This window comes from Sulfitobacter sp. GN1-4 (genome assembly GCF_055693825.1).
This window is the reverse complement of record NZ_JBVFUQ010000003.1, coordinates 170,619-194,831: the sequence shown is the minus strand read 5'-3', so window position 1 is coordinate 194,831 and position 24,213 is coordinate 170,619. Positions and strand designations below refer to the sequence as shown.

The following is a 24,213-nucleotide window of genomic DNA, read 5'->3' as shown; positions in this document are numbered from 1 at the left end:
CCCCATTTCAGCGGCAGAAGTAGTTAAGGAATAACGATGGCAACCCATGACATTACGCCAGTGATCCTTTGTGGTGGATCAGGCACGCGTTTGTGGCCGGTGTCTCGCAAGAGCTTTCCCAAGCAGTTCATTGATTTGATCGGGTCCGGCAGCCTGTTTCAGCAATCCAGCAAACGTTTGTCGGGCGCTGGCTTTGCCAACCCGGTTGTCGTGACCAACTCAGATTTTCGTTTTATTGCAACCCAGCAGCTGCATGATGCAGGCATTGACCCCGGCGCGGTCCTGATTGAGCCTGACGCGCGCAATACCGCGCCCGCCCTGCTGGCCTCCGCATTGGTCGTGGCGCAACAGGATCCAAACGCGCTGATCCTTGCGGCCCCCTCAGATCACTACATCACCCAGGCCGACGCCTTTTGCGCCAGCGTTCAGCGCGGGGTGCCTGCAGCGCTGGCAGGGCAAATCGTCACCTTTGGGATCACGCCCACCAAACCGGAAACCGGATACGGGTATCTTGAGCTGGGCAGCGGTGAAAGAGAGGGTGCGCAAACGCTTGAGCGGTTTGTGGAAAAGCCTCAGCTTGCCGAGGCACAGCGCATGTTGGACGCAGGTGGCTATCTTTGGAACGCGGGCATCTTTCTGTATGCCGCGAAGACCCTGATCAGCGCCTTTGAAACCCATGCGCCTGACATGCTGGCCCTGGTGAAGGCGTCTGTTGACACGGCAGAGACTGACTTGGGCTTTTTGCGCCTCGCCCCTGAGCCTTGGGGGCAATGCGAAGACATCTCTGTCGATTTCGCGATTATGGAGAAGGTTAGCAACCTGAGCGTCATCGCCCATGACGGCGATTGGTCTGACATGGGGGGCTGGAATGCCGTCCATCAACATGCCGAAACGGATGCGAATGGCGTGGCCTTGCAGGGCAAAGCGCATGCGGTTGAGTGCAAGGACACCTTGTTGCGCTCTGAAAGCGATGCGGTGCAGCTGGTGGGTTTGGGCCTGGATAACATCGTTGCCGTCGCCATGCCCGACGCCGTTCTGGTCGCGGATCGCAGCAAAACCGCCACCTTGGGTGATGTTGTAAAGCAGATGCGCAAAACAGCCGTGCCGCAGGCGGATAACTTTCCCAAAGATCACCGGCCCTGGGGATTTTTTGAGACGTTGATCCTGTCAGACTCGTTTCAGGTGAAGCGCATCGTGGTAAACCCTGGCGCTTCTCTCAGCCTGCAAAGCCACAAGTTCCGGTCGGAGCATTGGATTGTGGTGGTGGGCACGGCAAAGGTGACTGTGGGCGACACCCTCGACACCATTCAGTCGCAGTTGGTGCATGAAAACGAATCTGTCTACATCCCGTTGGGGGCCATCCACCGGATGGAAAACCCCGGGGATACCCCAATGGAACTGATCGAAGTGCAGACAGGCAGCTACCTTGGTGAGGATGATATCATCCGCTACGAAGATATCTACGCCCGCGGGCAAGGCGCCAAAGGCTAATCCTCGATCAGATCTTGCAGGTATCTGCCGTATTCGTTCTTGGCAAAAAGCTTGGCACGCTCTGACAGCTCATCATCGCTAATCCAGCCCAGTTCATGGGCGATCTCTTCCAAAGAGCCTGTCTGCAAACCTTGCCGTGAGGTGAGTGTGCGGACGAAATTGCCCGCATCCAGCAGGCTGGTATGCGTGCCGGTATCAAGCCAGGCATATCCCCGCCCCATCGTATTGACGCGCAGATCACCGCGCTTGAGGTATTTTTCAAGCAATGAGGTGATCTCAAGCTCTCCGCGTGCTGACGGTGTCACTTCTCGTGCAAGCTTGGGCGCATCTCCGTCCAGGAAATAGAGCCCCGTTACCGCATAGTTTGAAGCGGGCACATCCGGCTTTTCAATGATGCTTTCAACCTTGCCGCCCGCGTCAAAACCAACAACACCGTACCGTTCCGGGTCCGCCACGTGATAGCCGAAAACCGTGCCGCCTGATGTCTGCTGATCGGCCTCAGCCAATAGCGTTGGCAGGCCGTGACCAAAAAAGATGTTGTCCCCCAACACCATCGCGGAGGGGGCTCCATCCAGAAATTCTTCTGCAAGAATATAGGCTTGCGCCAGCCCGTCCGGCGACGGTTGGGTGATAAAGGTCAGCGAGATACCCCATTGACTGCCATCCCCCAGACTGCGCTGGAACTGCGCCTGATCTTCGGGCGTGGTGATCATTGCGATCTCACGGATGCCCGCGAGCATCAGCACCGAAATCGGGTAATAGATCATCGGTTTGTCGTAGATCGGCAGCAATTGCTTACTGATCCCCATGGTGATCGGATAAAGCCGCGTGCCGGACCCACCTGCCAGAATGATACCTTTGCGTTGTGTCATTGGATGGCTCCTAGATCTTTGAGGATGTCTGTCAGGCTCGCACGCCAATCTGGCCGTTCCACACCAAAGACGGCTTTGGTGGTGCTACAATCCAGCCGCGAATTCAGGGGGCGGGTAGCCGGTGTTGGGTAATCGGATGATGGAATATCTGTCACCTCGCAAGATAGCTCCGCTTGCTGAAATACCGCGCGGGCCAGATCGGCCCAGGAACAATCAGGCGCCCCGGAAAAGTGATATACCCCGGTCTTGCTGGGGTTTTTGATCAGCTGTTGGGCCATCGTATAACAGGCGTTGGCGATGTCTCTTGCCGCGGTTGGACCACCGATTTGATCCGCAACAATGCTCAGCGCCTCACGCTCAGCGCCCAGCCGCAACATGGTTTTGACGAAGTTGTTGCCATGGGCCGACACAACCCAGGATGTACGCATAATCGCATGCGGGCCATCGGCCACGCTTACGGCGGTTTCCCCCGCAAGTTTTGAGCGTCCGTAAGCCCCCAAAGGCCCCGTTGGATCACTTGGGTGCCAGGGCTGATTACCATCCCCTGCAAAAACATAATCGGTTGAGATGTGGACAAGCGGAATGCCCAGCCCGGCACAAGCCCGCGCCATCGCCCCAGGTGCCGCGCCGTTGATGACGGTGGCCAGGGCTTCCTCCTCTTCGGCCCGGTCAACCGCGGTATAGGCGGCGGCGTTAATCACGGCCTCAGGACGGTGGGTATGGATAGCTTTGGAACAACTTTCAGGCTCGCTTAAATCAGCGGCCTCTCGGCCAAGACACAGCACACCCGGCAACCGCGCCAGTTCTTGCGCGACCTGCCCGGTTTTTCCGAACACCAGAACGCTCATACCTTTGTGCCCAACCGTTCGCCCACGCCGTGGCGCGACTGCAATGCACGCCACCATGTTTCGTTCTCCAGATACCAGCGCACCGTCCGCTCCAACCCCTCTTGCAAGGTGACGGAGGGCCGCCATCCAAGCTCATCCCTGATCCGGGTCGGATCAATCGCATAGCGTAGGTCATGGCCCGCGCGATCTTTCACGAAAGTGATCTGCTCAGCATAGGGTCGGTCCTTGGGGCGGGAGGCATCAAGAATAGCACAGATGCTGCGCACCAAATCGATGTTGCGCGCCTCATTTTCCCCGCCGATGTTATAGCTCCGCCCCAGCGCGCCTTTTTCCAGCACCAGCAAAAGCGCATCGGCATGGTCTTCGACAAAAAGCCAATCGCGCACGTTTAGCCCCTGCCCGTAAACCGGAATTTCCTTGCCAGCCAAGGCGTTCAGAATGACAACGGGGATCAGCTTTTCGGGGAAGTGATAAGGCCCATAGTTGTTGGAGCAATTCGTTAGCACCACCGGCAAACCATAGGTTTCATGCCAGGCGTTTACCAAATGATCGCTGGCCGCTTTGGACGCAGAATAAGGGGAGCGCGGATCATAGGCGGTGTCTTCGGTGAACAGGCCGGTGTCCCCCAAGCTGCCATAAACCTCATCGGTTGAAATATGGTGGAACCGAAAGCTGTCCGGCTTGCCTTGCGCAGTCCAATAGGCGCGCGCGGCCTCCAGCATGTTGTAGGTGCCGGTGATGTTCGTCTCAATAAAATCGCCCGGCCCATCGATGGAACGGTCCACATGGCTTTCCGCAGCAAGGTGCATCACGGCACCGGGTTGATGGGCCTTAAACACCTGATCCAACGCGGCCCGGTTTCGGATATCAACCTGCTCAAACGTGTAAAGGGGGCTGTCTGAGACGCTGGCCACATTGCTGAGCGAACCGGCATAGGTCAGCGCATCCAGGTTGATCACCTGGTGCCCCCGGGCCACGGCCAAACGTACAACCGCAGACCCGATAAAGCCTGCCCCCCTGTCACCAAGATCTTCATGTAGGGTCCTCCCACACAAAGGGGCTGTCGAAGGCGGCAAGCGTTGGGGCCTGCGCATCTTTGTCTGACAAAACAGCATCACCGGTCAGGCCCCAATCAATCCCAATGTCCGGGTCATCAAAGCGCACCGCGCCATCGCAGTCGGGCGCGTAGTAATCGCTGCATTTATAGATGATCTCTGTGTCGGGTGCCCGCGTGCAAAAACCGTGCAGGAAACCTGCCGGGATCAACAGTTGCAGCCCATTCTCGGCCGTCAACTCATACCCGACCCATTTGCCAAACGTCGGGCTGCCCTTGCGGATATCAACCGCAACATCAAAAAGCGCACCGCGTCCGCATCGCACCAGTTTGGCCTGCGCATGCGGTGGGGCCTGAAAATGCAGCCCCCGCACGGTATTGACCGCCGCCGAAACAGAATGGTTGTCCTGCACGAAATCCAGATCGACACCATGCGCCAACATCTTTTTGCGGTTCCAGCTTTCTGAAAAAAGCCGCGCGCATCGCCAAACCGGGGCGGGCAAATCAACAGCACACCGGGCAGGTCAGTTGGGGTCACAAAGTCCAATGTCAGCGTTCCTTCTTGCTGCAGCTATTGGTAGAGTACCAACACTGCAGAAGGAACGGATTAACGCCTGATTTTAGGCTTTTTCTTGGTTTTTTGCGGTGCCGTTGCGGTTTCGCTGGCCTCAAGAACCGCGCTCAGCACTTCTGCATCCGTCATATGCGCAGGTACTTGAACCCGCCCGATCTGTGGGAGGACGGCAATCCGGTAGGATGGTGTGTTGTTCTCATCAGTCATCTTATTTCCCCAGTGTCGCAAGCGTGAAGAGACGGTTGGACCCCAATCGGTTCTCCAAGTGCAGCTTTGGCACCGCCCCCGTGGTGTCCATGGCAATCGCAATGCCCCCTGCGGGGCCCGTCGTGCCGGTCAATGGCCCTGTATGATACGTCAGGCTGCCAGGCGGGTTTGCGAACATTTCGCCAAAGTTGTTTGCACCTGTCAGCGTCCCTGTGATGGAAAACAGATAAAACCTGCCCTCCATATTGATGCTCAGCCACATCATGATCCGGGAAGGGTTAGACCACGGCACATCCATCGACCACGACGTGTCATTCAAGATAAAGACATCTTCGAAATAGGTCTGCCCGGACGGGATCTGAACCGCTGCATCGGCGGCATCCATGCGCAGGGCCGTTTTAAACACCGTCCCATCCGCGCTGACCTTGATTGCAAAATCATCCGATCCCGCTGTCCCCATTTCGGCGCGGCCCGAGAACCCAGTCTGAAACAGAAGGCTGGCCGTATCGGCTGAGGTATTCTTATTCAACTTCAACTGATGGCCACTGCCCGCATGGGTCAACAACGTCGCATCAGATGAGGCCGCCAATCTGTTGGTGCCATCCGCGTTGGTGTTCACCCCAACGGCAGGGATATTCTGCAAGTTGACCACACCGGATGTGCTTTGCCAGTTTGTTCCGTCAAAGCGCAACTGTTCGCCGGTGGCATTGTCATCCGCGCGCCATCCCACCGTTGGCGCAAAGAACTGCCAGCTGTTGTCGACCCAAACCGCAACCGCCGCATCCTGACCGGCCCAGGCACCGGTTGCGTTTTCGCCAACGATATAGCGGTCGCCTGACGCCACTTGCCCCGGCGGGGCGGTCAACGCCGCACTGATAACGCTAAGCTGCGTGATCGCATCCAGAACGCGCAGGGCCTCGTTATGGGTCACATGCTTTTGCGCCTGGGCAGGTTGAATGTAGGGCAGCGAAAGAACCGGAGATGTCTGCGACATAAAAAACCCTCTGAAACTGATGGATAGCCAACGTCGTCAAAACCTTGGCGAGTTGGGTGAATTATTCCCAAAGCCGGCGCGCGGCCGCGTGCAATCAGACGCAACGCCAACCGTTCAAATTGCAGCCAAACGCCGCAGAACCGCCATGATCTGCCCCGGAACTGTCCCCACCCAAGTGGCAAGGAAATGCCGATCCATATCAGAGAGGCATCATGGTCAGAGCCACCTTTACCCAGCACGGACAGCTCTTTACAGCCGAGGAATTCGGTCTTGTCGGCTTGAATGACGTAAAGATCGTTTATGGCGCGCAGGGCCCAACCCTTTTTGCCGCCACCCGTGGCGATGGCTGGTTGAGCGCTTATGATCTGGGGGCCACGCCGGGCACTGCGACCTTGCAACAACAATGGCGCATCGCGCCCCATCTGCTGCAGCTGGAAACCACCGATCTGGTGTTGCGTAACTCCGGCGGCACCCGTCAGCTTTTCATGGCGGGCCTGAACTCAAGCGCGCTGACAGGGGTGCAGCTGGACAGCAATGGCTGGGGCCCGCCCATTGACGGGGCCGTCAGCGTCAGCGCGTCGGGCCGCAACCTAAGCGGGTTGTCAGAAATGGAGCTGATCAACGATGGCTCCAGCGGGCTTGCCGCGTTGCGCAACAGCGGCTTGGTCAGCCTCTCTTTTGCCGGCGATAGCCTGAACATGTCCAACATCTATCAAGGGGCGGCGATGCAAGGGGAGCGGGCGACAGACATTGTCACTGCGACCCACAATGGCGAAACCTACGCCTTTGTCAGCTATCTGGGTGCCGATACCGTCAGCATGTTTCGCCAAGGGGGCGATGGCAGAATGCAGCACATTGATGATGCAGGTGTCCAGGATGGCCTTTGGGTGGACAGGCCGGGCGCGCTGACCGTAACGACCGCGGCGGACGGTCGGCTTTACGTGGTGGTTGCAGGCTCAGGCACCGATTCACTGACGTCTTTTCAGGTCACAGGGAACGGGATTGTCCCCGTTGATCACGTCATTGATGACCGCAGCACCCGCTTTGCCGATGCAAGCCATGTCACAAACGTTGCTGTTGGAGAGCATAACTTCGTCCTTGCGGCCGGATCAGACAGCGGGCTTAGCTTGTTTTCTGTCCTGCCGGGGGGCGGTTGCAGCATGTCGAAGCCATGGCTGGCAGCATTCAAACGCCCCTGCGCGGCATCACGTCGTTGGATGCGATGGCAACACCCGATGGCTTGCGTATCTGGGCCTCAACCGAAGCCGCGCCCTATCTTGCGGAATTCTCCATTGATTTGCCGCAGCTTGGCGGGAACAGATCTGCCAGCGCGGGTGGCGGCGCGCTGCAGGGGACTGTCGCAGATGACATCCTGTCCGGGGCCAGCGGGCGCGACACAATCACCGCCGGTTCCGGGGATGATATCCTGATGGACGGGGCCAACTCTGACACGCTGCGCGGCGACGGCGGACGCGATACGTTCATCCTGGTTGAAGACGGCGCGCGGGATGTGATCCAGGACTTTCAGCTTGGGTTTGACCGGATCGATCTGAGCGATTTCAGCCAGATCAGCGGGCTGGGGGGCATGACGATTTCATCACGCTCCTGGGGAGCTGAATTCCGCATTGGCAGTGAGGTGCTGGAGGTGCGCACCGCGAACGGCACCAGCCTGAATGCGCAGCACTTCAACACCGGCAATCTGATCACCGGCAACCGCATCCAAACGGACCCGGCGGTTTATCCTGACAGCACAGGCACACCCCGCGCGGATCCAAATCCCGGCAGCGTTGAAAACCCATCCGGGATTGATCCAGAAACGCTGTCTGCCACCTGGATCAACGCGCCCAGCTTCCCGCTTTCGCCGCAGCAGGGGGATTATATGGGCAGCAGTGGCGATGATGTGATCTTGTCCGGTGGGCAACATGACAGGCTTTTTGGCGGGCTGGGGCATGACACAATCCAGTCCGGTGCAGGTGTTGACCGCGTCGATGGACAGGGCGGCAATGACAGCATTGACGGCGGCGCGGATGGCGATTTGCTGAAAGGCTCCGCAGGCTTTGATACCCTCAACGGCGGGGGCGGCAATGACACTTTGGTGGGCGATACCTTTGCAGATGCCCTAAACGGTGGCGATGGAAATGACATCCTGTTGGGGGGCGATGGCTTTGACCAGATACGTGGCGGAAATGGCAACGATCGCGCCTGGGCCGGTGCCTCGCCCGACCGGCTTTTTGGGGGTGAGGGCAACGACTGGCTCAGCGCTGGCAGCAACTTTGGCCTGAGTGTGGATGGGGTGTTTGGGGAAGGCGGCAATGACACCCTGTTTGGCAACGCGGGCTTTGATCTGCTGAATGGGGGCGACGGGGATGACCTGCTGGATGGGGGGCACCAGTCTGACAATCTCTATGGTGAGGATGGCAACGATACGTTGATTGGCAACCTCGGATTTGACCGGCTCTTTGGGGGTCGCGGCAATGATCAGATCTATGGCGGTGGGTCGGGTGACGGGGTGTTTGGCCAGGAAGGCAACGACACGCTTTGGGGCGGCGAAGAGGGTGACCGGTTCTTTGGCGGGCAGGGCAATGACGTCATCGACGGCGGCACCGGAGAGGACACGGTATATGGCGGCGCAGGGTTTGATACCGTCATTGGCGGCACCGAAAATGACCTGCTCTATGGCAGTTTCAATGCGGACACCTTTGTGTTCAGCAACGGTCACGGCCAGGATACGATAGCGGATTTTGATGCGGCCAGTGGCAATGAGGTGATCGATTTTTCTCACCACGGTGAGCTTAATCAGTTCAGCGATGTCATGAGCAATGCGCATCAATCCGGTCAGGACGTGATTTTAAACACGGGCAGCGGCAACACCATCCGGCTGAGTAAGGTGAACTTGAACGATCTAGACGCCAGCGATTTTGAGTTTTAGGGCCAGCGGATTTGGGCAAAGCCGCACCCACCACGGCCTCTTGTCGCCGTTGCCTTCAAACAGGGGGGTAAGGTGTTGGCTTAAGCCTTTCCCTTCTGACCCCTCAAATCAGTATCAACGCTGATCTGAAAGGGGCCACTCTTTGCAACCAAACGCCCCAGCTCCCTCACTCAAGCCGCTCGCCGGCTTTTGTTGAGAACCTCTTCTACCAAATCGTGGAACGCGCGGGCCTGATCGGCAAAGCTGGTGACGGGTACGGGCGCATGTTTGGTTGCCCCAAGCTCAATCGCCTGGATAAGCTGTCGCCGCAATTGCTCTGTCCCGGCACCGATGGGGATCAACTGATCCTGGGCGACTGCGCCATGTTCGACGGTGCCGCCACTGTCTGTCTGGATCACCTGAATGCCCCTGGCCAAAGCCTCTCGAATGGCCAATCCAAAGGTCTCTTTCCATTGTGACATGAACAACAAAACGTCGATCTGGGCATAGAATGCATCCATGCTTTCCTGATCAAAGCGCGGGTGGATCACCCACTCGCCAGGCAGGGGTTTCAGGTTGCGCTTGGCCCACCAACTGCCATCCAGACTGCCATCCACAACAAGCATGCGGAAATCGTCGCGGTCCAAACCGCGAAACGCCTCCCTGATCTGCGGCCAGCCTTTGATCGCAGATGGTCCACCGATATAACCAAAGTTTAGCTTGTCTTGTTTAAGGCGCCGGGCGGTCTGGCGGTCAAAAAAGGCTGGGTCGGGCAGGCGTACACCGTTTTCCCAAACCACCCCGCGCCCCGTGGCAAAACCTGATGCCTCGCTCAAATCCTTGGCGAAGGTGCTGGGATAGGTCACCACATCAGCAAGGCGACCCATCTCTTGCAAATGATCAAACCGCATCTTGGCCGCCCAGTAGTTATCGGCACAGCCTTTGCACGCTTTGATCTGAACCGGAGATTGCCCGCAATAGCTGCCGTCCACGCGGATCATAAACTGTCGCTCACAGAGCCACCAAAAGTCATGAACGCTTAGCACAACAGGAATGTTTTGCGCCGCGGCCACTGCCAATACGCCTGTGCCCATTTCCTGGATGCAATGCACATGTACCAGATCCGGCATCAACGCCTGAGTCAGTTCGGCAATGCGGGTCGTGACCTCAGGATTGTTGTACATTTCGCCGTAGTTCCGGTTGTGCGGCACGTTGATCAGATAGTTCTCAACGCCGCCCACTTCGGATTTGATCACCATATAGGGTGCCAAATCCTCTCGCTGACAAAGCGAGATTGCAGAGACGCGATACCCGCCCGCGCGGATCAAAGCCTGCGCCACTTCCTCTGCGACAATGGTAGCGCCGCCATAGCTGAAGGGCGCGAAATGGATGTTGGCGACTAGGATGTGCCGCATGCTCAGGCCTCAACCCAATCCAGCAGTTCTGGCGCGATAATATGTGGCCGGTCAGATGCCTGCCAATTCTCCTCCACTTCCCGCCGTGCCAGCAGCCCCATGTTGCGCGCGCCCAGCGGGTCCGCAGCAAGCTCTTTCAAGGCGCTAGACCAATCTTGCGCATTGGCTGCGATAAATCCGGTTTCGCCATGGCGTACCACAGCACTTAGATCGCCGACGGGGGCGACGATGCTGGGCACGCTGACCGCAGCCGCATCCAGCACGCGCACGGCACTTTTGCAGCGGTTGAACGCATCATCACAAAGCGGCATGAGCGCACAATCGGCGCGCCTGAGCGTGTTCAGATAGCTTTCGTAGTCGCTAAACCGGATCTGTTCCGTGCGCGGCCAAAGTGCTTTGGGCAAGTGGCGGCGTTCGATATGCCCCAGCAACATCAACCGCCTGTCAGGGGCAGCCAACAAGAACTCTGTCAGCGGGTTGAAGATTTCTTTGAGGTCAACCTCATGCCCCTGTGAGCCACTGGCAAAGGCTACGCAAAACCCTTCGGGTTTTTCAACACCCTGCACCGCTTTGCCCTTTTCCAAGGTTTCGGTATCGACGAAATTGCGGCGCAAACAAATCTGACGGTCGCTCAGCAATTGGGCTTGTTGCGCCATCCCCGGGGTGGAAACCGAGATGATGTCCGCCCCGTTCATCATGCTTAGATACTTCGGGGCGGCCGCCAGAAAATGCGCCTTCATCCCGGCATCCACTCCTTCCATGTTGCGGTAGGTTTCATAGGCCGAGACCGAAAAGAGCGGGTCATCAAGATCATAGAGAATGGGCAGTCGCAGCCTGCGCGCCTCATAACGCAGCATTTCGGCGGCGGGGCCCGATTGCAAACGGTACTCCATCAGATGGGTAGCGTGTTGCATGATCCGCACGGCGCGCGGGATGTCCTGATAATGAGCAAATTCAAACTCAACACCTCGGGCACGCCAAAACGCCGCCAGTTGTTCCACCCGGTATTTGCGACATTGCGGCAGGTTCAGATCGGCAATCATGGCGATTTGTCTGGCCTTGCGGTTCAGCCGCGGCGCGGCATGGATATGAAACGCCTCAGCCCGGGCGAGCGTTTGCCAACCCCCCCAAGATGGTTGTTCGCAGGCTCCGCAACCTCATCTGACACGCCCGCAAGACCCGTTTGCCGACGTCCGCTTAACCGCCGGGCAAGATAGCCTAAGGCTTGCGTGAAAGCCGTCCGAAGCCCCTGTTCCCGGACAACGGCAAAAAAGCGGCAACCTAATGCAAAAGTCCGTGAATGTGGCACCGTTTACCCCTTCTGACGCGATGCCTTTGGCCTAAGCAGCGACACTTAACAATTTGTGAACCCTTTTCCGTTTTTTTGAACGAATGATGACGACCCATTTGGCCCTCATACCCTTCGTCCCAAAAGTGACCATTTTGATGGCCACCCGAAACGGGGCAACGCATTTGGCGGCCCAGTTGGCCAGTATCGCGGGCCAGGCGTCGGTGAACTGGCGGCTCATCGCCAGCGATGATGGATCGACCGACGAAACCATTGATATCCTTCATCGCTTTGCCGCACTGCATCCTGGTCGCGTGACGGTGCGCGAAGGTCCCCAGCAGGGCTTCTCAGCCAATTTCATGTCCTTGATCAAGGGGTTACCAAATGACGCGGGCTTCGTTGCATTCGCTGATCAAGACGATGTTTGGCAGCCTGAAAAGCTCTACAAAAACCTGTCAATGTTACGCGGAATGCATGATCAGCTTGGCCTGACCTGCGGGCGGCAGATGTATTGGTATCCAGATCGCAACCGGTACTGCCCGTCCAAACGCATTTGGCGACGCTGTGGGTTCAGGAATGCGCTGGCTGAGAATATCGCACCGGGCAACACCATGATGCTAACGCCGAACGCAGCCGCGTTGGCAAAAAGGGCGGCGCGGCGGACCGGTCCAGTTTTTGCGCATGATTGGTGGCTTTATTTGCTGATTGCGGGCGCGGGCGGTGCGGTAAAATTCGATAATGGAACGCCTCAGGTCATGTACCGCCAGCATGGCAACAATGCGATTGGGGCCGGGCATGGACTGCGCGCGCAAATCGCCCGCAAACGTGGCGTTTTGCAGGGCACATTCATGGCGCGGGTGCAGGGGAATCTCGATGCGCTTCACGTCGTGCAAGATCTGCTGACACCACGGGCACAAGGCACACTGGCCTCTTTCATCCATGCGCGCGAACAAAGGCTGCTAGCGCGGCTGGTTGGCCTGCATCGTGTGTCGCCTTACCGCCAGAACGTGATCGGCACCTTGGGCTTTTGGGGGGCCGCCAGCCTTGGCCGCGTCTGACCAAAAGCCGCGGGTGATCCTTGTCGGGGGGGACGGACGCGTGTCTGGTGTCCCGCGCCACATCCTCCATTTGGTCGATGCGCTGGGCGCGGATGCGCAGATCACCGTCATCTCTGATCAAGATGAAGGGGGCTATGCGCCGCTGGCCAACACATCTGCACAGCATGTCGTTGTGGAGGGTTTGCGCAATAAACTGTCATTGCAGCATCTTTGGTCCGGGATCACGGGATTGATGAAAGCGTTCGACAGCCATGCCCCAGATCTGATCTGGGTCCATGCCCGTCTGCCAATTTTGCTCTTGCGCCTGGCTTTGGCCCTGCGGCTTTGGCGGCCCGGGTGTCCGGTTGCCTTTACGCATCACGGCCTGCCCTACGGGCCAGGATACCACCCCGTGGTTCATTGGCTCTGCAGGCAGCTTGAGCGTGTATTGGTTGCCAGTTGCCCGCCACAAAACCTGATCTTTCTGAACTGCCGGATGGCGGGGTGGATGGCGCGGGATACAGGCGGGTTGCGGCTCGCTCGGCACCGGGTGCACATCCTGCCCAACTGCTCTGATCTGCACCCCTACGCCCCTGTTCAAAAACCCAAAACAGCGACCCGCACTTTGGTAATGACGGGACGGGCGGGGCGGCAAAAAGACTATGCTTTTGCGGCCCGCCTTTTGGCAGCGCTTCCCGGCCATTACCAATTGATGCTTTGCGGGCCGGGGACAGAGGATCAGATGGTGCAAAGGAAAATCACCGCCGGGCTGCCGCCATGGGATGTGAAACGCATCAGTTTTACCGGCCCGATCCCGGACGCCAGGTTGCCCTTGCTGGGGGCGGACGCCTATCTGTTAACCTCGCGGTATGAAGGGACGCCCATCGGCGCGCTGGAGGCTTTTGAAGCCGGGCTGCCGATCATCTTGCGGAACTTTCCGGGGGCCACTGATCTGACCGCGCTGCACCCCTGCAGCCTGCTGGTCGGGACACAGGATTTAGCCAAGGATGCCCGCCAGATTGATGCGCTTTTGGACAGATTTCAGGCTAATGAGGACGCGCTAAGACGAGACATTCAGGCGGTTTGGCAACGCAATTGGTCCCCCCGTCTGTTCCAGCGCAATGCGCGGGCATTGCTGCGCGCACTGCTGGCTGAGGTTAGGCACGAACAGGCTGCGCCAGATTACGTTCGTGATGCTCTAGCGCTGCATCCAAGTCATCGTAAAAATGCAACTGTCCCTCCTCCAACACCGCAGCCATCTGGCACAGGCGGCGGACCATCGGCGGGGAATGGGTAACAACGATGGCACCGGCGTTTTGCATGCGCTTGTCAAAAACCTGAACGCTTTTGTGCCGAAACGCCCCATCGCCCACAGACGTGACCTCATCCACCAAATAGGTGTCAAAGGGGATGCCCATGGATACCCCAAAGGACAGACGTGATTTCATCCCTGCCGAATAGGTTCGAAGCGGCATCCGAAAATGCGCGCCAAGCTCGGCAAAATCCTCTACAAAGGCAACCAGATCATCGCTATCAACACCATAAAGCCGGGCGACGAACCGCGTGTTTTGCACGCCGGTGAGGTCGGGGTGAAAAGAGCCCTGAAACCCAACCGGATATGACACCGTGCCAGAGGACAACACACGCCCCATCGTGGGCCGGATGGTGCCTGAAATAAGCTTGAGCAAGGTGCTTTTGCCTGCCCCATTGCGGCCCAGCAACGCCACGCTTTTGTGGGAAGGGAAGGTGGCGTTCAGATGATCGACGATCACGTGCCTGCCCTGCCGGGTCCAAAACCACTTGGCCAGGTTTTCAAGCCGGATCATCGCCGATCCCGCAGCGCATAATAGGTCAGGCAAAAGAGCGCCCAGCCGAAAAACAAAAACACCGTCGCAATGCCCAGTAGCTTCAGCCGTTCAGGATATTCCGCTTTTTCCGCAAGCGTTGGTTTGACGTGTGCGGCCAGATACCGGCTTTGTTTGCGCACCTCAGCCAGTGCCGCGTCGTGGGCGGCCAAGGCGGCGGTATAGGCGGCTTCTGCAAACTCACGGTCCACGATAAGCCCTTCGTATTCGCCGACCAGGGTGGCGTATGCTGCATCACTTTCGCCATCTTCGCCCAGGCCCAAGTTGCGTTTTTCGGCAGCGATCCGTGCCTCAATCACTTCGATCCGGCGAGAGGCCTGGGTGACACGCGGATCACTCGCGCGTGTGGTTTCGCGCAGTAAATCCGCATCAATCAGCGCATCGGCCAACTGCTGTTGCAGCGTTACCAAAAGGCCCATCTGGTTTTGCGTATCCATCGTCGGATCGACAATTTGCGTCCGGTTGCGAAACTGCGTCAACGCTTGCCGTGCGGTTTTCAGCCGGATCTTTGCATTCTCAAGTTCGTCATTGGTGAACCCAATCGCATCCTGTTGCGCGATCCGGGACAGTCGGTTGATCATCCCGGCCGAGATATCCAGTATCGCTTGCGCGGCCCGCTGGGCATCCAAGGGGTCAAATGCATGGACTTCCAGTTCAATAAGCCCCGTCCGGCTGTCATAGATAACCGCGATTTGCCGTGACCAATGATCTTTCAGATCCTCAATGCTCCCCGCAGGGTCAAAGGCGTAAACCGGGTCTTGTTCCACTGAAACACGCGACCACATGGCGCGCAGATCGACCTGTGTATCGACCTGGGCCACCAATTCCTGGCTGTTGAGATAGGCAAACAGGATATCCGTGTCGGATGAGCTGGACCCGGATAATTCGGTGATGCCGCCCAACAGTTCAATCGCTGAGCTTTTCTCTTCCGTACGGACGGAGAACGCGACGCGAGAGGCATATTGATCCGCCGCGTGTTGCCAAAGGTAATAGGCACATCCGGCGGCGGGCAGAACCACCATGACCAGAAAGGACAACAGCAACAAACGATGCCGCCTGCGTGGACGGGCGGGTTGAGCGGGCGGTTTGATGTCAAAGGTGGGAATGCCCGGCGGTGCAGGCGGCGGCGCTGGCACTTTGGCCGGTGCGGGGGGTGGCTTTGGTACGGGAGCAACTGGCACAGCGCGCGCGTCAGCCCCGGCCGCGTGTTTCAGGCGGCGGATCTCTCCGACAATCTTGGCTTCTTCGGTCGCCCTGTCCGGCATGCTCATTAACTTTTTAGTTGTATTTGTCCCAGATTATCCGGCCAGAGGTTAATTTTTGGTAACCTCGCAACGCCGAAGGTGGCCCATGTCCTACCCCTCAGATGCCCCGCAACAGCTGCGCCCGGTGGCGTCGCGCCTGGCCACGCCGCGCGCGATAGGCGCACTGGTCTTGCGTGAGATCAACACCACCTATGGCCGCTCGCCCGGGGGATATATCTGGGCCGTTGTGGAACCTGCCGCTGGCATTGCGCTTTTGACCATGGTGTTCTCCATCGGGTTCAGAACGCCGCCTCTGGGGGACAGTTTTTCGCTGTTCTACGCGGCTGGCATTCTGCCCCTGATGCTTTACGCGGATCTTGCCGCGAAACTTGGGCAAACGGTTCAGTTCAGCCGTGCGTTGCTGGCCTATCCCCGCGTCACCTATCTGGATGCGCTGCTGGCACGTCTGATCCTGAGCTTGCTGACTCAAGTCATCGTGCACACGCTGATCTTAGGCTTCATCGTATTTGTACTGGAACCGACGACGGTCTTTGATTTTTCAAAGGTCGCGATGGCCACTTTTCTGGCCGCGGCCCTCGGGTTTGGCATCGGTACGCTCAACAGCTTCTTGACACTTGCCTATCCGATCTGGGCCACCGCCTGGGCTGTGGTAAACCGACCGCTGTTCATCATCTCATGTATGTTCTTTTTGTTTGAATCGATCCCACAACCCCTGGCGGACTACCTTTGGTACAATCCGCTGGTGCACACCGCCGGGCTGATGCGCGATGGGTTTTACCCTTCTACCAACCCACATACGTCTCAATTGCCTATCCGCTGCTGGTGGCCGGGGTCACAGCCGTTGCGGGGCTGATGCTGTTGAACCGCTATCACCGGGACATCCTCGATCAATAACCACCTGTTCATCTGAGTTAACTCAAATTTAAGACAAACCATGCGGTAAAGACCTCGGCACGCTGAGTGCTGATCGAAAACGGGGTGTGTATGTCGGTTGATTTCATGTCTGAGCTGCGGTGCTTGGTGATGTTGGACGGAACGGTGTTTGGCAACGTCGAAAAGGCGGCCACGGACAAGCCGATGGAAATCCGTCTGGGCGATGCGCTTTCACCGTTTGAGCCTTGCACGTCAGAGCCTGAGCAGATCCTGCGCAGCGCAGCACAACAACGGCTTAATCATACGGCCCTGCTCCAGAATACCCATGTCCTGCCACCTGAGGATGCGCCGGGGCAAATCTATGCCATTTGGATGAACCACCTGACAGATTGGGCGCTCTCTGGCAGCGATACCGTGCAGGTGATGATCAACCAATATGATGCGCCTTGTCAGATTTTCCTGGGCAGTCAGATCCATATCGACACCGTCAAAGAAGGCATGACCTTTCGCGCGGCCCTCGCGGCCCACCGCGCTGCTGCCACGCTGTGCGTGATTTTCCGCGATCCGGTCTCACTGCAAGAAGAACGGCATTTCACGCGCTTTGACACGGCCTATGCCGGCGGCCCGCTGCGCAGCGGCTATGACGAAATCAGCCAACCCGTGCCGCAGCATTTCCAGAAATGTGATGTGCTGCTAGAAATTGAATACCGTCATCATGAGCCCGACGAAAAAGGCACAGAACCCTTCTTGTTTCTCGCCGATGTGCATGTCGCCGCCGCGGATGAGCCTGTTGAGGCCCGCCAAATCCTTGAGCCGCAGTGGCTATACGGCATGGCAGAACACGCCGATGGCCAGTGGATCAGGGCACCTTTGCCAAACGCGCTTGTGCCTGGACAGGATCTTGCCGTTCAGGTCGGGCCAGAGGTTTTTCCAATAATTCCCCTCTCCAAACCCAATTTTCGCCTGCGCGAAAACTATGGCCATACGTTGATCTGCGAGGCGGACGAAAAGATCGAAGTGGTGCTCAGCATTGACGGCCAGCACGTGATGCCCGTCCATATTTCACCCGGCGATACGATCATCCGCATCCCGCCAAGCTATCTGAATGGCCAGGTGCGGCGGCTGTCGATCAAAGACCGGTCAGGCTCCGTCACTCTATTTGAGGGCGATCACCTGATGCCCTACACGGCAACCCCGCCAGACGTGATGCAACGGGAATCCACCGCACCGCTGCCTGCGGCACTGTTGCCCCAAACACCCCGCCGATATCCCAGCCTCAAGGCACTGATGGCCAACGCGGCGCATCTCAGCACGGACTTTGATCAAATCACACATGCCCTGAACACGCTTGAGGCAGGGCCTGAAAAGGTCGTGCTGAAACCCTTGCGGTTCCAGCAACATGCCAAGCCGGATGTGACGGTTGTGATCCCGGCCCACAACAACATCGCATTCACCTACCTGACCCTGTGCTCCCTGCTCGTGGCACATAATAGGGTGAGTTTTGAGGTGATCCTGGTGGACGATGCATCCACGGATGCCACCAAATCGCTTGAGACCTTTGTGTCCGGCATCAGCATCGTCCGCCACCCGCACCCGCAGCGTTTTATCAGGGCCTGCAACGCAGGTGTTGATCGCGCGCGTGGGACATATGTGGCCCTGCTGAACAATGACGTTGAGGTCACGACCGGCTGGCTTGATGCCTTGGTTGACGCCTTTTCGCGCTTCGACAACGTGGGTCTGGTTGGCTCCAAGCTGCTGTACCCCAATGGTGATCTGCAAGATGCGGGCGGCATTGTCTGGGGGTCTGGCAACCCTTGGAATTACGGCAAGGGGGAGAACCCGCAAGATCCACGGTTCTGCTATGCCCGGCAGGCTGACTATTTGTCGGGTGCCGCCCTGCTGGCCCCTCGGACGGTTTGGCAAGAGATCGGTGGTCTCTCTGCCTATCTTGAACCGATGTATTTCGAAGACACCGATTTAGCCTTTAAGATCCGTGAGGCTGGGTATGCCACCTGGTACATCCCCGGATCAGTCGTTTATCATTTCGAAGGAACAACATCGGGCCAGGATGTGTCCACCGGCTTCAAGAAGTACCAAGAGGTCAATCGCCCGAAGTTCAAACGCCAATGGGCCAACGCCTTTGCCCGCCACGGCTCTGAAGCGGTGCGGCCAGATCTGGAAAAAGACCGTGGGATCGTTGGGCGCGTTCTGTTTATCGACCAAACCGTGCCGCGCCCGGATCATGATGCTGGCTCGTATGCCGCTTATCAGGAAATGAAGCTGGTCCAGTCGCTGGGCTATAAGGTTACGTTCATTTCAACCAATATGGCCCATCTGGGCAGCTATACTGAGGCGTTGCAAAACGACGGCATCGAAGTCGTACATGCGCCGTTTTTCATGAACCCGGCTGAGTATCTGGATGCGCACGCTGGTGATTTCGACGCGATCTATATCACCCGTTACTACGTTGCGAAAAACGTGTTGGCGCAGCTGCGCAAACAGGCACCACAGGCCAAAATCCTGTTCAACAACGCCGATTTGCACTTCCTGCGCGAACTTCGCACAGCGGCCTCTTCCGGCTCAGACGCCCTGCTGGATCAGGCGAAAGACACCCGATCGGCTGAGCTTGACGTGATCAACCAGGTGGACGTGGTTCTGTCCTACAATGACGTCGAACACTCCGTCATTCAGGCCTATACCGACGGGGCGGCGAAAGTGGTCAAATGCCCATGGGTCGTGACGCTGCCAGACACCGTGCCCCCAGCGCAAGACCGTCGCGGTCTTAGCTTTTTGGGCAGTTTTGCGCACCACCCCAATGTCGAAGGGATCACGTGGTTTGCGCGCAGCGTGATGCCACGGATACTGACGCGGCTGCCGCGGTGTGGCCTGTCGATCTATGGGGCCGGGATGACGGAGGAGATCCGCGCCCTTGGCAACAGTCGCGTCACACCGGTGGGGTTTGTAGACAGGCTGCAAGATGCCTTTGATCCCCACCGGATCTTTGTGGCACCGCTACTGTCGGGTGCTGGGATCAAAGGAAAGGTGATGAGCGCGCTGGCCCATGGCATTCCCAGCGTCATTACCCCCATCGCCGCCGAAGGAATCGGGCTGCGGTCAGGCCATGACTGCATCATCGCCGAAACCCCGCAAGATTGGCTGCAAGCGATTGAGGCGCTGACACAGGATGACGCGCTCTGGGCCGAAATCTCTCAAAATGCGCGGGCCTATATGCAGGCGACATTCTCCTTTCAGAAAGGGCGCAGTGTCATGCGCCACGCCTTTGAAGCCGCCGATTTATACCGGAGCCAGCCATGAACGCCCCTCGCCACCCGCACGCTGCCCATCGGCACGTGGTTTTGCACAACCACCTGTTCAAAAACGCCGGCACATCCGTTGACCACATCCTGCAGCAGAACTTTGGTCCCCGTTGGCATACCAAAGAGTTTTCGGGGCAAGGCAATAACAATAGCCAGGCCGTCGCGGACTGGATCAAGGCAACCCCGGCGGGGGTGGCCTATTCCTCGCATACGATGCTTGGGCCGCTGCCGCGCATGGATGGGATACGGATCTACCCCATCCTGCTTTTGCGCGATCCAATCGAACGGATTGCGTCAGCTTACCGTTTTGAACGCGCCCAGGAAGCCAAAACGCGCGGCGCGGTCTTGGCCAAAAAGCACGGTTTTGCCGGGTATGTGCATGAGCGTCTGTCCTTTACCGGCGACAGGCAGTGTCAGAATTTTCAGACCCAGCGTCTGGCCAGCCTAAGACCAGACAGCCCGGGGACAGAGTTGCAACGTGCCCAAACCGCGCTGCGTGAGGTGGCAGAGCAGGGGGTGGTCGGGCTTGTCTCAGACTTTAACGGTGCGATGCGCAGGCTGAGCGCCTTGCTGCTCCCGCATTATCCGAACTACGCGTGGCGGCCCGTGACAGCGAACGCCTCTGGGTCGAACAATGCGCATGCCGTGTCACCCGAAATGAAAGACCTGCTGAGCAAAGAAAACGCGGATGATCTGGCCCTGCTGCGGTATGCCCGTACGCTGCCGGGTCAAACAAGTGCTGTTGTCGGAACCCTCCAAGAACCGGGGATCGCATAGCCTTCGGCCTGCACCTCATCACAGATGCGGCGCACGTCCTCTGCAATCAGTTCAGGAAAGAACTCCGGCATCTGATGCCGCACGCTTTCGGTAAAACGCCGATCCAGCAGAGACTGGGGATAGTCATGATGGCCAACCCCGAGGAACCTCTCAATCTCCCGCAGGGTGCCGCGTTGATCTTGGTGCAGCGCCTCATAGGTGATGACCTTGACCGCATTTTCGGGCAACGCGCGTTTCAGAGTGCGCAGGATATGGCCATATTCCGCGTTCACCCAGATGTGCGGGCGGCGGATAAATTCGTCAAACTGGGCGGGGCCCCAGCGTGTCAGACACTCTAGCTGACCCGTGACTTGAAGGTGGAACTTGGTGTGGCTCCAAAGCCGCTGGACGGGATCGCGCATGGTGAAAAGCACCCGCAACTTTTCGCATTGCGACGCAATTTTGGGCCAGGCTGTTTCCGGGATCTGGGCCTGTAGGTTGGAAAAATCACAGGCATAGGATTGATGATCGCGCAGCTCAAACAGGCTACGGTACCAATCGTCATCCACGGGGCGGTTGAGATAGGCCGCCACCCACCGCAGGTTCGCGCGCACCGCATCAATGTTGGCGTTCTCTGGATCGAAGCGAAACAGATACCTTTCGCGCGCTTCGCGCAGGCGGTACGCCTCACTCAGCTGCGATGGGTTGACGTAGCGGTGATAGAAATAGTGGATCTCTTTTTCCAAGGCGAAATGCAGCGCGGGATGGCGTGACAACACCGCATAAAGCCAGGTTGTACCCGCTTTCATCGCCCCCACGCTGAGGAACAGATTGCCAAAGATCTTGGGCTCAGGCGGCAGCATCGGACGCTCCTGTCATGTGCAGTTTTTGACCAAGCCGCTCCAGCACCTCTTTCGCCATCGCGTGGTAAATGGGACGTTTGAAATGGTTCAAATCAATCAGGTCTTGCGGGCCATTGATGTGATCCTGAGGGTCCAACACCATCACATTTCGCCGCCCCTGGGCCGCTGCGCGCAATGCCTGGTTGAGCCGTTTGTGATGCGGGTGTTCGGGACCGGATGGATCACTGTAGAACCGCGGGCCGCGCTCATTGGCCAGGACCAAGACGATGGCGGGCTTCGGACCGATGTGGTCCAATATTTGACGATATCGGCGCTGCATCTCATCCGTGTACAGCAGGCCGATGTGCGCAAAATTTGTCTCTAACTTTGCCAGACGCGCCCTTTGGGTATCTGTTTTAGCCAGAGCCGCGCCAAGTTCGGACTTGGTGATCAGGTCCTGGTTCTGTGCCCCAATCAACCAATAGGGCAACTCCATGCCGGTTTCGCTGTGCTGATAAAGCGGAATGTCGGCATCGGCCCAAAAACTCAGAAAAATGAGGGTGCTTGCCGGGTGGGAACCACAAAGGGCGCTCTGAAAATCAGCGGTGTCATACCCCAACAGCGCTGCCGCTTCCGTTTCTGCCGGGGTCAGACCGTCTGTCAAAGCGGGCATCAGAAAAGCGGAATGATCCCGCCGCAACATCTGACCGTTTTTGGGGTGATTGAACTCTTCAATCACCTCAGTGCCATAGAGCCGGAAGTAGTGCATCAAGCTGGCCAGGTCACAACCGCCGCGGGCGATGATCCGGTCAAACGCCAGGTCCGATCCCTGACGCGCTTTTGGCTGCGCGGGACCTTTAAGCGGTGTAATCCAATCCACTTTGACGTCGTCTGTTGTGGGGTTCGTCAGCACCTTTCCAGACACGCTCAGCTCTGGCTGGTCCAGAAACGCATAGGCCCAATGTTCAATGAACATGTTCAGCGTCCGGCAGGAAAAGCAGAAATGCCTAAGGTGTCGTTTGTTGTTCCGTCGCTCGGTTAGGTAAAACCCCGCAAACCCATAGTCCCCATAGGCATCCTGAACGTGGATCAGACCAGCATCGGTGGTGTTGTGGGCCAGTTGTTCTGTCAAAGCTGCGCGGGCGGCGGGCAGATCTTCGGGCAAGCGGTTTTTGGTGAAATTGAGCTGGTTTGTTCGGTTCACCAGTTCGATGGCCCGGTCCAGATGCGCCTCAACATCATGCTCAACACGCACCTGGATGCGAGAGGCCCGCAAAAAGGCAAAGCAATCGTCCCCGGTTGCCGCCATCGCCTGGGACTTACGCTCTTTCACCTTGTATTGCGCCAGCCGTGTCAGGCCGGGATCAGACTTGCCCAAGAGCTGAGGCGCATCGGCGAGTTGGGCAATAATCTCAGGCCCCGCCACATTCAGCCCCGGCACCATTTGCTTGGCTTGTGCGCGGTTCATGGCGTTGTCATCAATGAACAAAACGCTTTGGGGACGCAGCCCGATATCGGCCACCATGCGGTGCAGTCGTGGGCCCTTGGGCGTCCAGTCAATGCTAGGAAAGACGAAGAAGCGCCAAAGTTCCTGCGCCCGCAGAATGCGTTCAATTTCAGCCCGGTCATTTTTGGAACAGATCGCTGAGATGATGCCACGCCCGGCAAGCGTGACGACAAGATCGTGGTGATCCAGACGGTAGCGCATGCCGCCTTCGGTCACCGTGCCATCCCAAAAGGTTTCATCCAGATCCCAAATCACCAGCCGAATGTCTTCGGGCAGGGACAGAACATGATCGTTGACGGGGGCCACGTTCATTCAACGCCTCCTGAGGTAGCCATTGGGGTTGGTGGTGGCGTTCACGCCAAACATATCGCAGTAGTCTGTGTCGATCTCGTAGACCTCTGGATGGTCCGTCAGAAACGTCTGCAAGGCGCGGCTGGGGCCGCCATCAAATCGGTCGGCCAGATCCAGTTCTTCCAACACCGCATCTTCGATGATTAGGTATTCGCCGCGCCGCAAATGCCGCGCGCCAAAGGCCATCACCGCCATACAGGCGTCAAAGGTATGCGCGCTGTCTTCGGACAGGATCCAGGGGCGCGGCAGGGAAAACAGCCCATGTTTGGAAAAGGTTTCTTCCAGCGCCATCACATCACCTTCGACAAAGCGGATGCCGTCAAACCGCCGGTCCACATCCGGCATGCTGCGGTCGATCGACACCACCTGCGTGTCCAAACCGTAGGTGCGTATCATGTCGCGGAACATCAGGGCGGAGCCGCCGTGTTTTGACCCCAATTCAATCAGCGTTCCCGGCCCAACCGCATGGATCAGATGCAAATAGAGCGCGATGTCGATGGGCGACTTGTTGCACATCACATCCCGGTATCGGTATTGCATCACGCCCTGATGATAAGCCCCCAACGAAGGGCGCGAAAAAGGCGTTTTGAAGGATCTGATCATGCTGTGTTCTGTCCTTTACTGCCGCCAGCGAAAGCGGGTCGGGCTTCCGCCCTCCGCCCTGCTCTTTGTGGGCGGATATCGGTAAACAAGGGATTAACCTTGCTGTCCTTTTTTGACGGACAAACCGTCGCTTTTTCACTGCTAAG

At 57.9% G+C, this 24,213-nt stretch carries 18 protein-coding genes and 3 pseudogenes; 8 read left to right on the top strand and 13 right to left on the bottom strand.

Annotated features, from left to right (window positions below; all coding sequences use genetic code 11):
- Window positions 1-36: 36 nt before the first annotated feature.
- On the top strand, window positions 37-1,491 hold the full coding sequence (locus ACZ1HM_RS01580) for a mannose-1-phosphate guanylyltransferase/mannose-6-phosphate isomerase (RefSeq protein ID WP_472740838.1): 1,455 nt from the start codon (window positions 37-39) through the stop codon (window positions 1,489-1,491).
- On the opposite strand, the gene rfbA is transcribed toward ACZ1HM_RS01580, so the two are convergent.
- The 6 genes and pseudogenes from rfbA to ACZ1HM_RS01550 all read right to left on the bottom strand — a co-directional run bounded on the left by rfbA (window position 1,488) and on the right by ACZ1HM_RS01550 (window position 6,040).
- Window positions 1,488-2,363, bottom strand: a complete 876-nt coding sequence (gene rfbA, locus ACZ1HM_RS01575) for a glucose-1-phosphate thymidylyltransferase RfbA (protein ID WP_472740836.1) — start codon at window positions 2,361-2,363, stop codon at window positions 1,488-1,490. The genes ACZ1HM_RS01580 and rfbA overlap by 4 nt on opposite strands.
- Window positions 2,360-3,211: a dTDP-4-dehydrorhamnose reductase gene (gene rfbD, locus ACZ1HM_RS01570; protein WP_472740834.1), complete on the bottom strand. Its 852-nt coding sequence runs from the start codon at window positions 3,209-3,211 to the stop codon at window positions 2,360-2,362. Before rfbD ends, rfbA begins: the two co-directional genes overlap by 4 nt.
- Window positions 3,208-4,247, bottom strand: a pseudogene (gene rfbB / locus ACZ1HM_RS01565) (dTDP-glucose 4,6-dehydratase). Before rfbB ends, rfbD begins: the two are co-directional and overlap by 4 nt.
- Window positions 4,244-4,812, bottom strand: a pseudogene (gene rfbC, locus ACZ1HM_RS01560) (dTDP-4-dehydrorhamnose 3,5-epimerase). Before rfbC ends, rfbB begins: the two co-directional pseudogenes overlap by 4 nt.
- A 60-nt stretch (window positions 4,813-4,872) precedes the next feature.
- Window positions 4,873-5,046: a hypothetical protein gene (locus ACZ1HM_RS01555; protein WP_472740832.1), complete on the bottom strand. Its 174-nt coding sequence runs from the start codon at window positions 5,044-5,046 to the stop codon at window positions 4,873-4,875.
- Window position 5,047: 1 nt separating this feature from the next.
- A complete protein-coding gene (locus ACZ1HM_RS01550; RefSeq protein WP_472740830.1) occupies window positions 5,048-6,040 on the bottom strand; it encodes a DUF2793 domain-containing protein in 993 nt (330 codons plus the stop codon).
- Window positions 6,041-6,252: 212 nt separating this feature from the next.
- Between ACZ1HM_RS01550 and ACZ1HM_RS01545 the strand changes: the two genes are divergently transcribed.
- Both ACZ1HM_RS01545 and ACZ1HM_RS01540 read left to right on the top strand, forming a co-directional pair.
- On the top strand, window positions 6,253-7,470 hold the full coding sequence (locus ACZ1HM_RS01545; protein ID WP_472740828.1) for a hypothetical protein: 1,218 nt from the start codon (window positions 6,253-6,255) through the stop codon (window positions 7,468-7,470).
- Complete coding sequence (locus ACZ1HM_RS01540; protein WP_472744541.1) at window positions 7,386-8,969, top strand: calcium-binding protein; 1,584 nt, start codon at window positions 7,386-7,388, stop codon at window positions 8,967-8,969. Before ACZ1HM_RS01545 ends, ACZ1HM_RS01540 begins: the two co-directional genes overlap by 85 nt.
- Window positions 8,970-9,139: 170 nt before the next feature.
- Here the strand turns inward: ACZ1HM_RS01540 and ACZ1HM_RS01535 are convergent, their stop codons facing one another.
- Window positions 9,140-10,363, bottom strand: a complete 1,224-nt coding sequence (locus ACZ1HM_RS01535) for a glycosyltransferase (RefSeq protein WP_472740826.1) — start codon at window positions 10,361-10,363, stop codon at window positions 9,140-9,142.
- A gap of 2 nt (window positions 10,364-10,365) precedes the next feature.
- A complete protein-coding gene (locus ACZ1HM_RS01530) occupies window positions 10,366-11,406 on the bottom strand; it encodes a glycosyltransferase (protein WP_472740825.1) in 1,041 nt (346 codons plus the stop codon).
- Between the two features lie 403 nt (window positions 11,407-11,809).
- On the opposite strand from ACZ1HM_RS01530, the gene ACZ1HM_RS01525 reads away from it, so the two are divergent.
- Together ACZ1HM_RS01525 and ACZ1HM_RS01520 are read left to right on the top strand one after the other, a co-directional pair.
- Window positions 11,810-12,709, top strand: coding sequence for a glycosyltransferase (locus tag ACZ1HM_RS01525; protein ID WP_472740823.1), 900 nt, complete (start codon window positions 11,810-11,812; stop codon window positions 12,707-12,709).
- A gap of 13 nt (window positions 12,710-12,722) precedes the next feature.
- Window positions 12,723-13,793 (top strand): annotated as a pseudogene (locus ACZ1HM_RS01520) (glycosyltransferase family 4 protein); the annotation flags it as partial.
- 52 nt (window positions 13,794-13,845) lie between these two features.
- On the opposite strand, the gene ACZ1HM_RS01515 reads toward ACZ1HM_RS01520, so the two are convergent.
- On the bottom strand, window positions 13,846-14,514 hold the full coding sequence (locus ACZ1HM_RS01515; RefSeq protein ID WP_472740821.1) for an ABC transporter ATP-binding protein: 669 nt from the start codon (window positions 14,512-14,514) through the stop codon (window positions 13,846-13,848).
- Window positions 14,511-15,818 (bottom strand): KpsE/RkpR family capsule polysaccharide export protein, encoded by a 1,308-nt coding sequence (locus ACZ1HM_RS01510; RefSeq protein ID WP_472740819.1) that lies wholly within the window; start codon window positions 15,816-15,818, stop codon window positions 14,511-14,513. Before ACZ1HM_RS01510 ends, ACZ1HM_RS01515 begins: the two co-directional genes overlap by 4 nt.
- Before the next feature lie 85 nt (window positions 15,819-15,903).
- Between ACZ1HM_RS01510 and ACZ1HM_RS01505 the strand changes: the two genes are divergently transcribed.
- The 3 genes from ACZ1HM_RS01505 (at window position 15,904) to ACZ1HM_RS01495 (ending at window position 20,785) form a co-directional block, all read left to right on the top strand.
- A complete protein-coding gene (locus tag ACZ1HM_RS01505; RefSeq protein WP_472740817.1) occupies window positions 15,904-16,671 on the top strand; it encodes an ABC transporter permease in 768 nt (255 codons plus the stop codon).
- A gap of 131 nt (window positions 16,672-16,802) precedes the next feature.
- A complete protein-coding gene (locus ACZ1HM_RS01500) occupies window positions 16,803-20,006 on the top strand; it encodes a glycosyltransferase (protein WP_472740815.1) in 3,204 nt (1,067 codons plus the stop codon).
- On the top strand, window positions 20,003-20,785 hold the full coding sequence (locus tag ACZ1HM_RS01495; RefSeq protein ID WP_472740813.1) for a sulfotransferase family 2 domain-containing protein: 783 nt from the start codon (window positions 20,003-20,005) through the stop codon (window positions 20,783-20,785). Before ACZ1HM_RS01500 ends, ACZ1HM_RS01495 begins: the two co-directional genes overlap by 4 nt.
- Here ACZ1HM_RS01495 and ACZ1HM_RS01490 read toward each other — a convergent pair.
- Genes ACZ1HM_RS01490 through ACZ1HM_RS01480 form a run of 3 tightly spaced genes read right to left on the bottom strand, consistent with a single transcriptional unit; the run spans window position 20,737 to window position 24,067 of the window.
- A complete protein-coding gene (locus ACZ1HM_RS01490; protein WP_472740811.1) occupies window positions 20,737-21,627 on the bottom strand; it encodes a sulfotransferase in 891 nt (296 codons plus the stop codon). The genes ACZ1HM_RS01495 and ACZ1HM_RS01490 overlap by 49 nt on opposite strands.
- A complete protein-coding gene (locus ACZ1HM_RS01485; RefSeq protein WP_472740809.1) occupies window positions 21,614-23,425 on the bottom strand; it encodes an HAD-IIIC family phosphatase in 1,812 nt (603 codons plus the stop codon). Before ACZ1HM_RS01485 ends, ACZ1HM_RS01490 begins: the two co-directional genes overlap by 14 nt.
- The gene (locus ACZ1HM_RS01480) at window positions 23,426-24,067 is read right to left on the bottom strand and encodes a CmcI family methyltransferase (RefSeq protein ID WP_472740808.1); all 642 of its coding nucleotides are present in this window, start codon (window positions 24,065-24,067) and stop codon (window positions 23,426-23,428) included. It lies immediately after the preceding gene.
- Between the last annotated feature and the right edge of the window lie 146 nt (window positions 24,068-24,213).

Bases quoted from the DNA above. Each gene is read 5' to 3' on its own strand.
- ACZ1HM_RS01580 (WP_472740838.1), top strand. From the start codon at position 37: ATGGCAACCCATGACATTACGCCAGTGATCCTTTGTGGTGGATCAGGC.
- rfbA (WP_472740836.1), bottom strand. From the start codon at position 2,363: ATGACACAACGCAAAGGTATCATTCTGGCAGGTGGGTCCGGCACGCGG.
- rfbD (WP_472740834.1), bottom strand. From the start codon at position 3,211: ATGAGCGTTCTGGTGTTCGGAAAAACCGGGCAGGTCGCGCAAGAACTG.
- ACZ1HM_RS01555 (WP_472740832.1), bottom strand. From the start codon at position 5,046: ATGACTGATGAGAACAACACACCATCCTACCGGATTGCCGTCCTCCCA.
- ACZ1HM_RS01550 (WP_472740830.1), bottom strand. From the start codon at position 6,040: ATGTCGCAGACATCTCCGGTTCTTTCGCTGCCCTACATTCAACCTGCC.
- ACZ1HM_RS01545 (WP_472740828.1), top strand. From the start codon at position 6,253: ATGGTCAGAGCCACCTTTACCCAGCACGGACAGCTCTTTACAGCCGAG.
- ACZ1HM_RS01535 (WP_472740826.1), bottom strand. From the start codon at position 10,363: ATGCGGCACATCCTAGTCGCCAACATCCATTTCGCGCCCTTCAGCTAT.
- ACZ1HM_RS01530 (WP_472740825.1), bottom strand. From the start codon at position 11,406: ATGATTGCCGATCTGAACCTGCCGCAATGTCGCAAATACCGGGTGGAA.
- ACZ1HM_RS01525 (WP_472740823.1), top strand. From the start codon at position 11,810: ATGGCCACCCGAAACGGGGCAACGCATTTGGCGGCCCAGTTGGCCAGT.
- ACZ1HM_RS01515 (WP_472740821.1), bottom strand. From the start codon at position 14,514: ATGATCCGGCTTGAAAACCTGGCCAAGTGGTTTTGGACCCGGCAGGGC.
- ACZ1HM_RS01510 (WP_472740819.1), bottom strand. From the start codon at position 15,818: ATGCCGGACAGGGCGACCGAAGAAGCCAAGATTGTCGGAGAGATCCGC.
- ACZ1HM_RS01505 (WP_472740817.1), top strand. From the start codon at position 15,904: ATGTCCTACCCCTCAGATGCCCCGCAACAGCTGCGCCCGGTGGCGTCG.
- ACZ1HM_RS01500 (WP_472740815.1), top strand. From the start codon at position 16,803: ATGTCGGTTGATTTCATGTCTGAGCTGCGGTGCTTGGTGATGTTGGAC.
- ACZ1HM_RS01495 (WP_472740813.1), top strand. From the start codon at position 20,003: ATGAACGCCCCTCGCCACCCGCACGCTGCCCATCGGCACGTGGTTTTG.
- ACZ1HM_RS01490 (WP_472740811.1), bottom strand. From the start codon at position 21,627: ATGCTGCCGCCTGAGCCCAAGATCTTTGGCAATCTGTTCCTCAGCGTG.
- ACZ1HM_RS01485 (WP_472740809.1), bottom strand. From the start codon at position 23,425: ATGAACGTGGCCCCCGTCAACGATCATGTTCTGTCCCTGCCCGAAGAC.
- ACZ1HM_RS01480 (WP_472740808.1), bottom strand. From the start codon at position 24,067: ATGATCAGATCCTTCAAAACGCCTTTTTCGCGCCCTTCGTTGGGGGCT.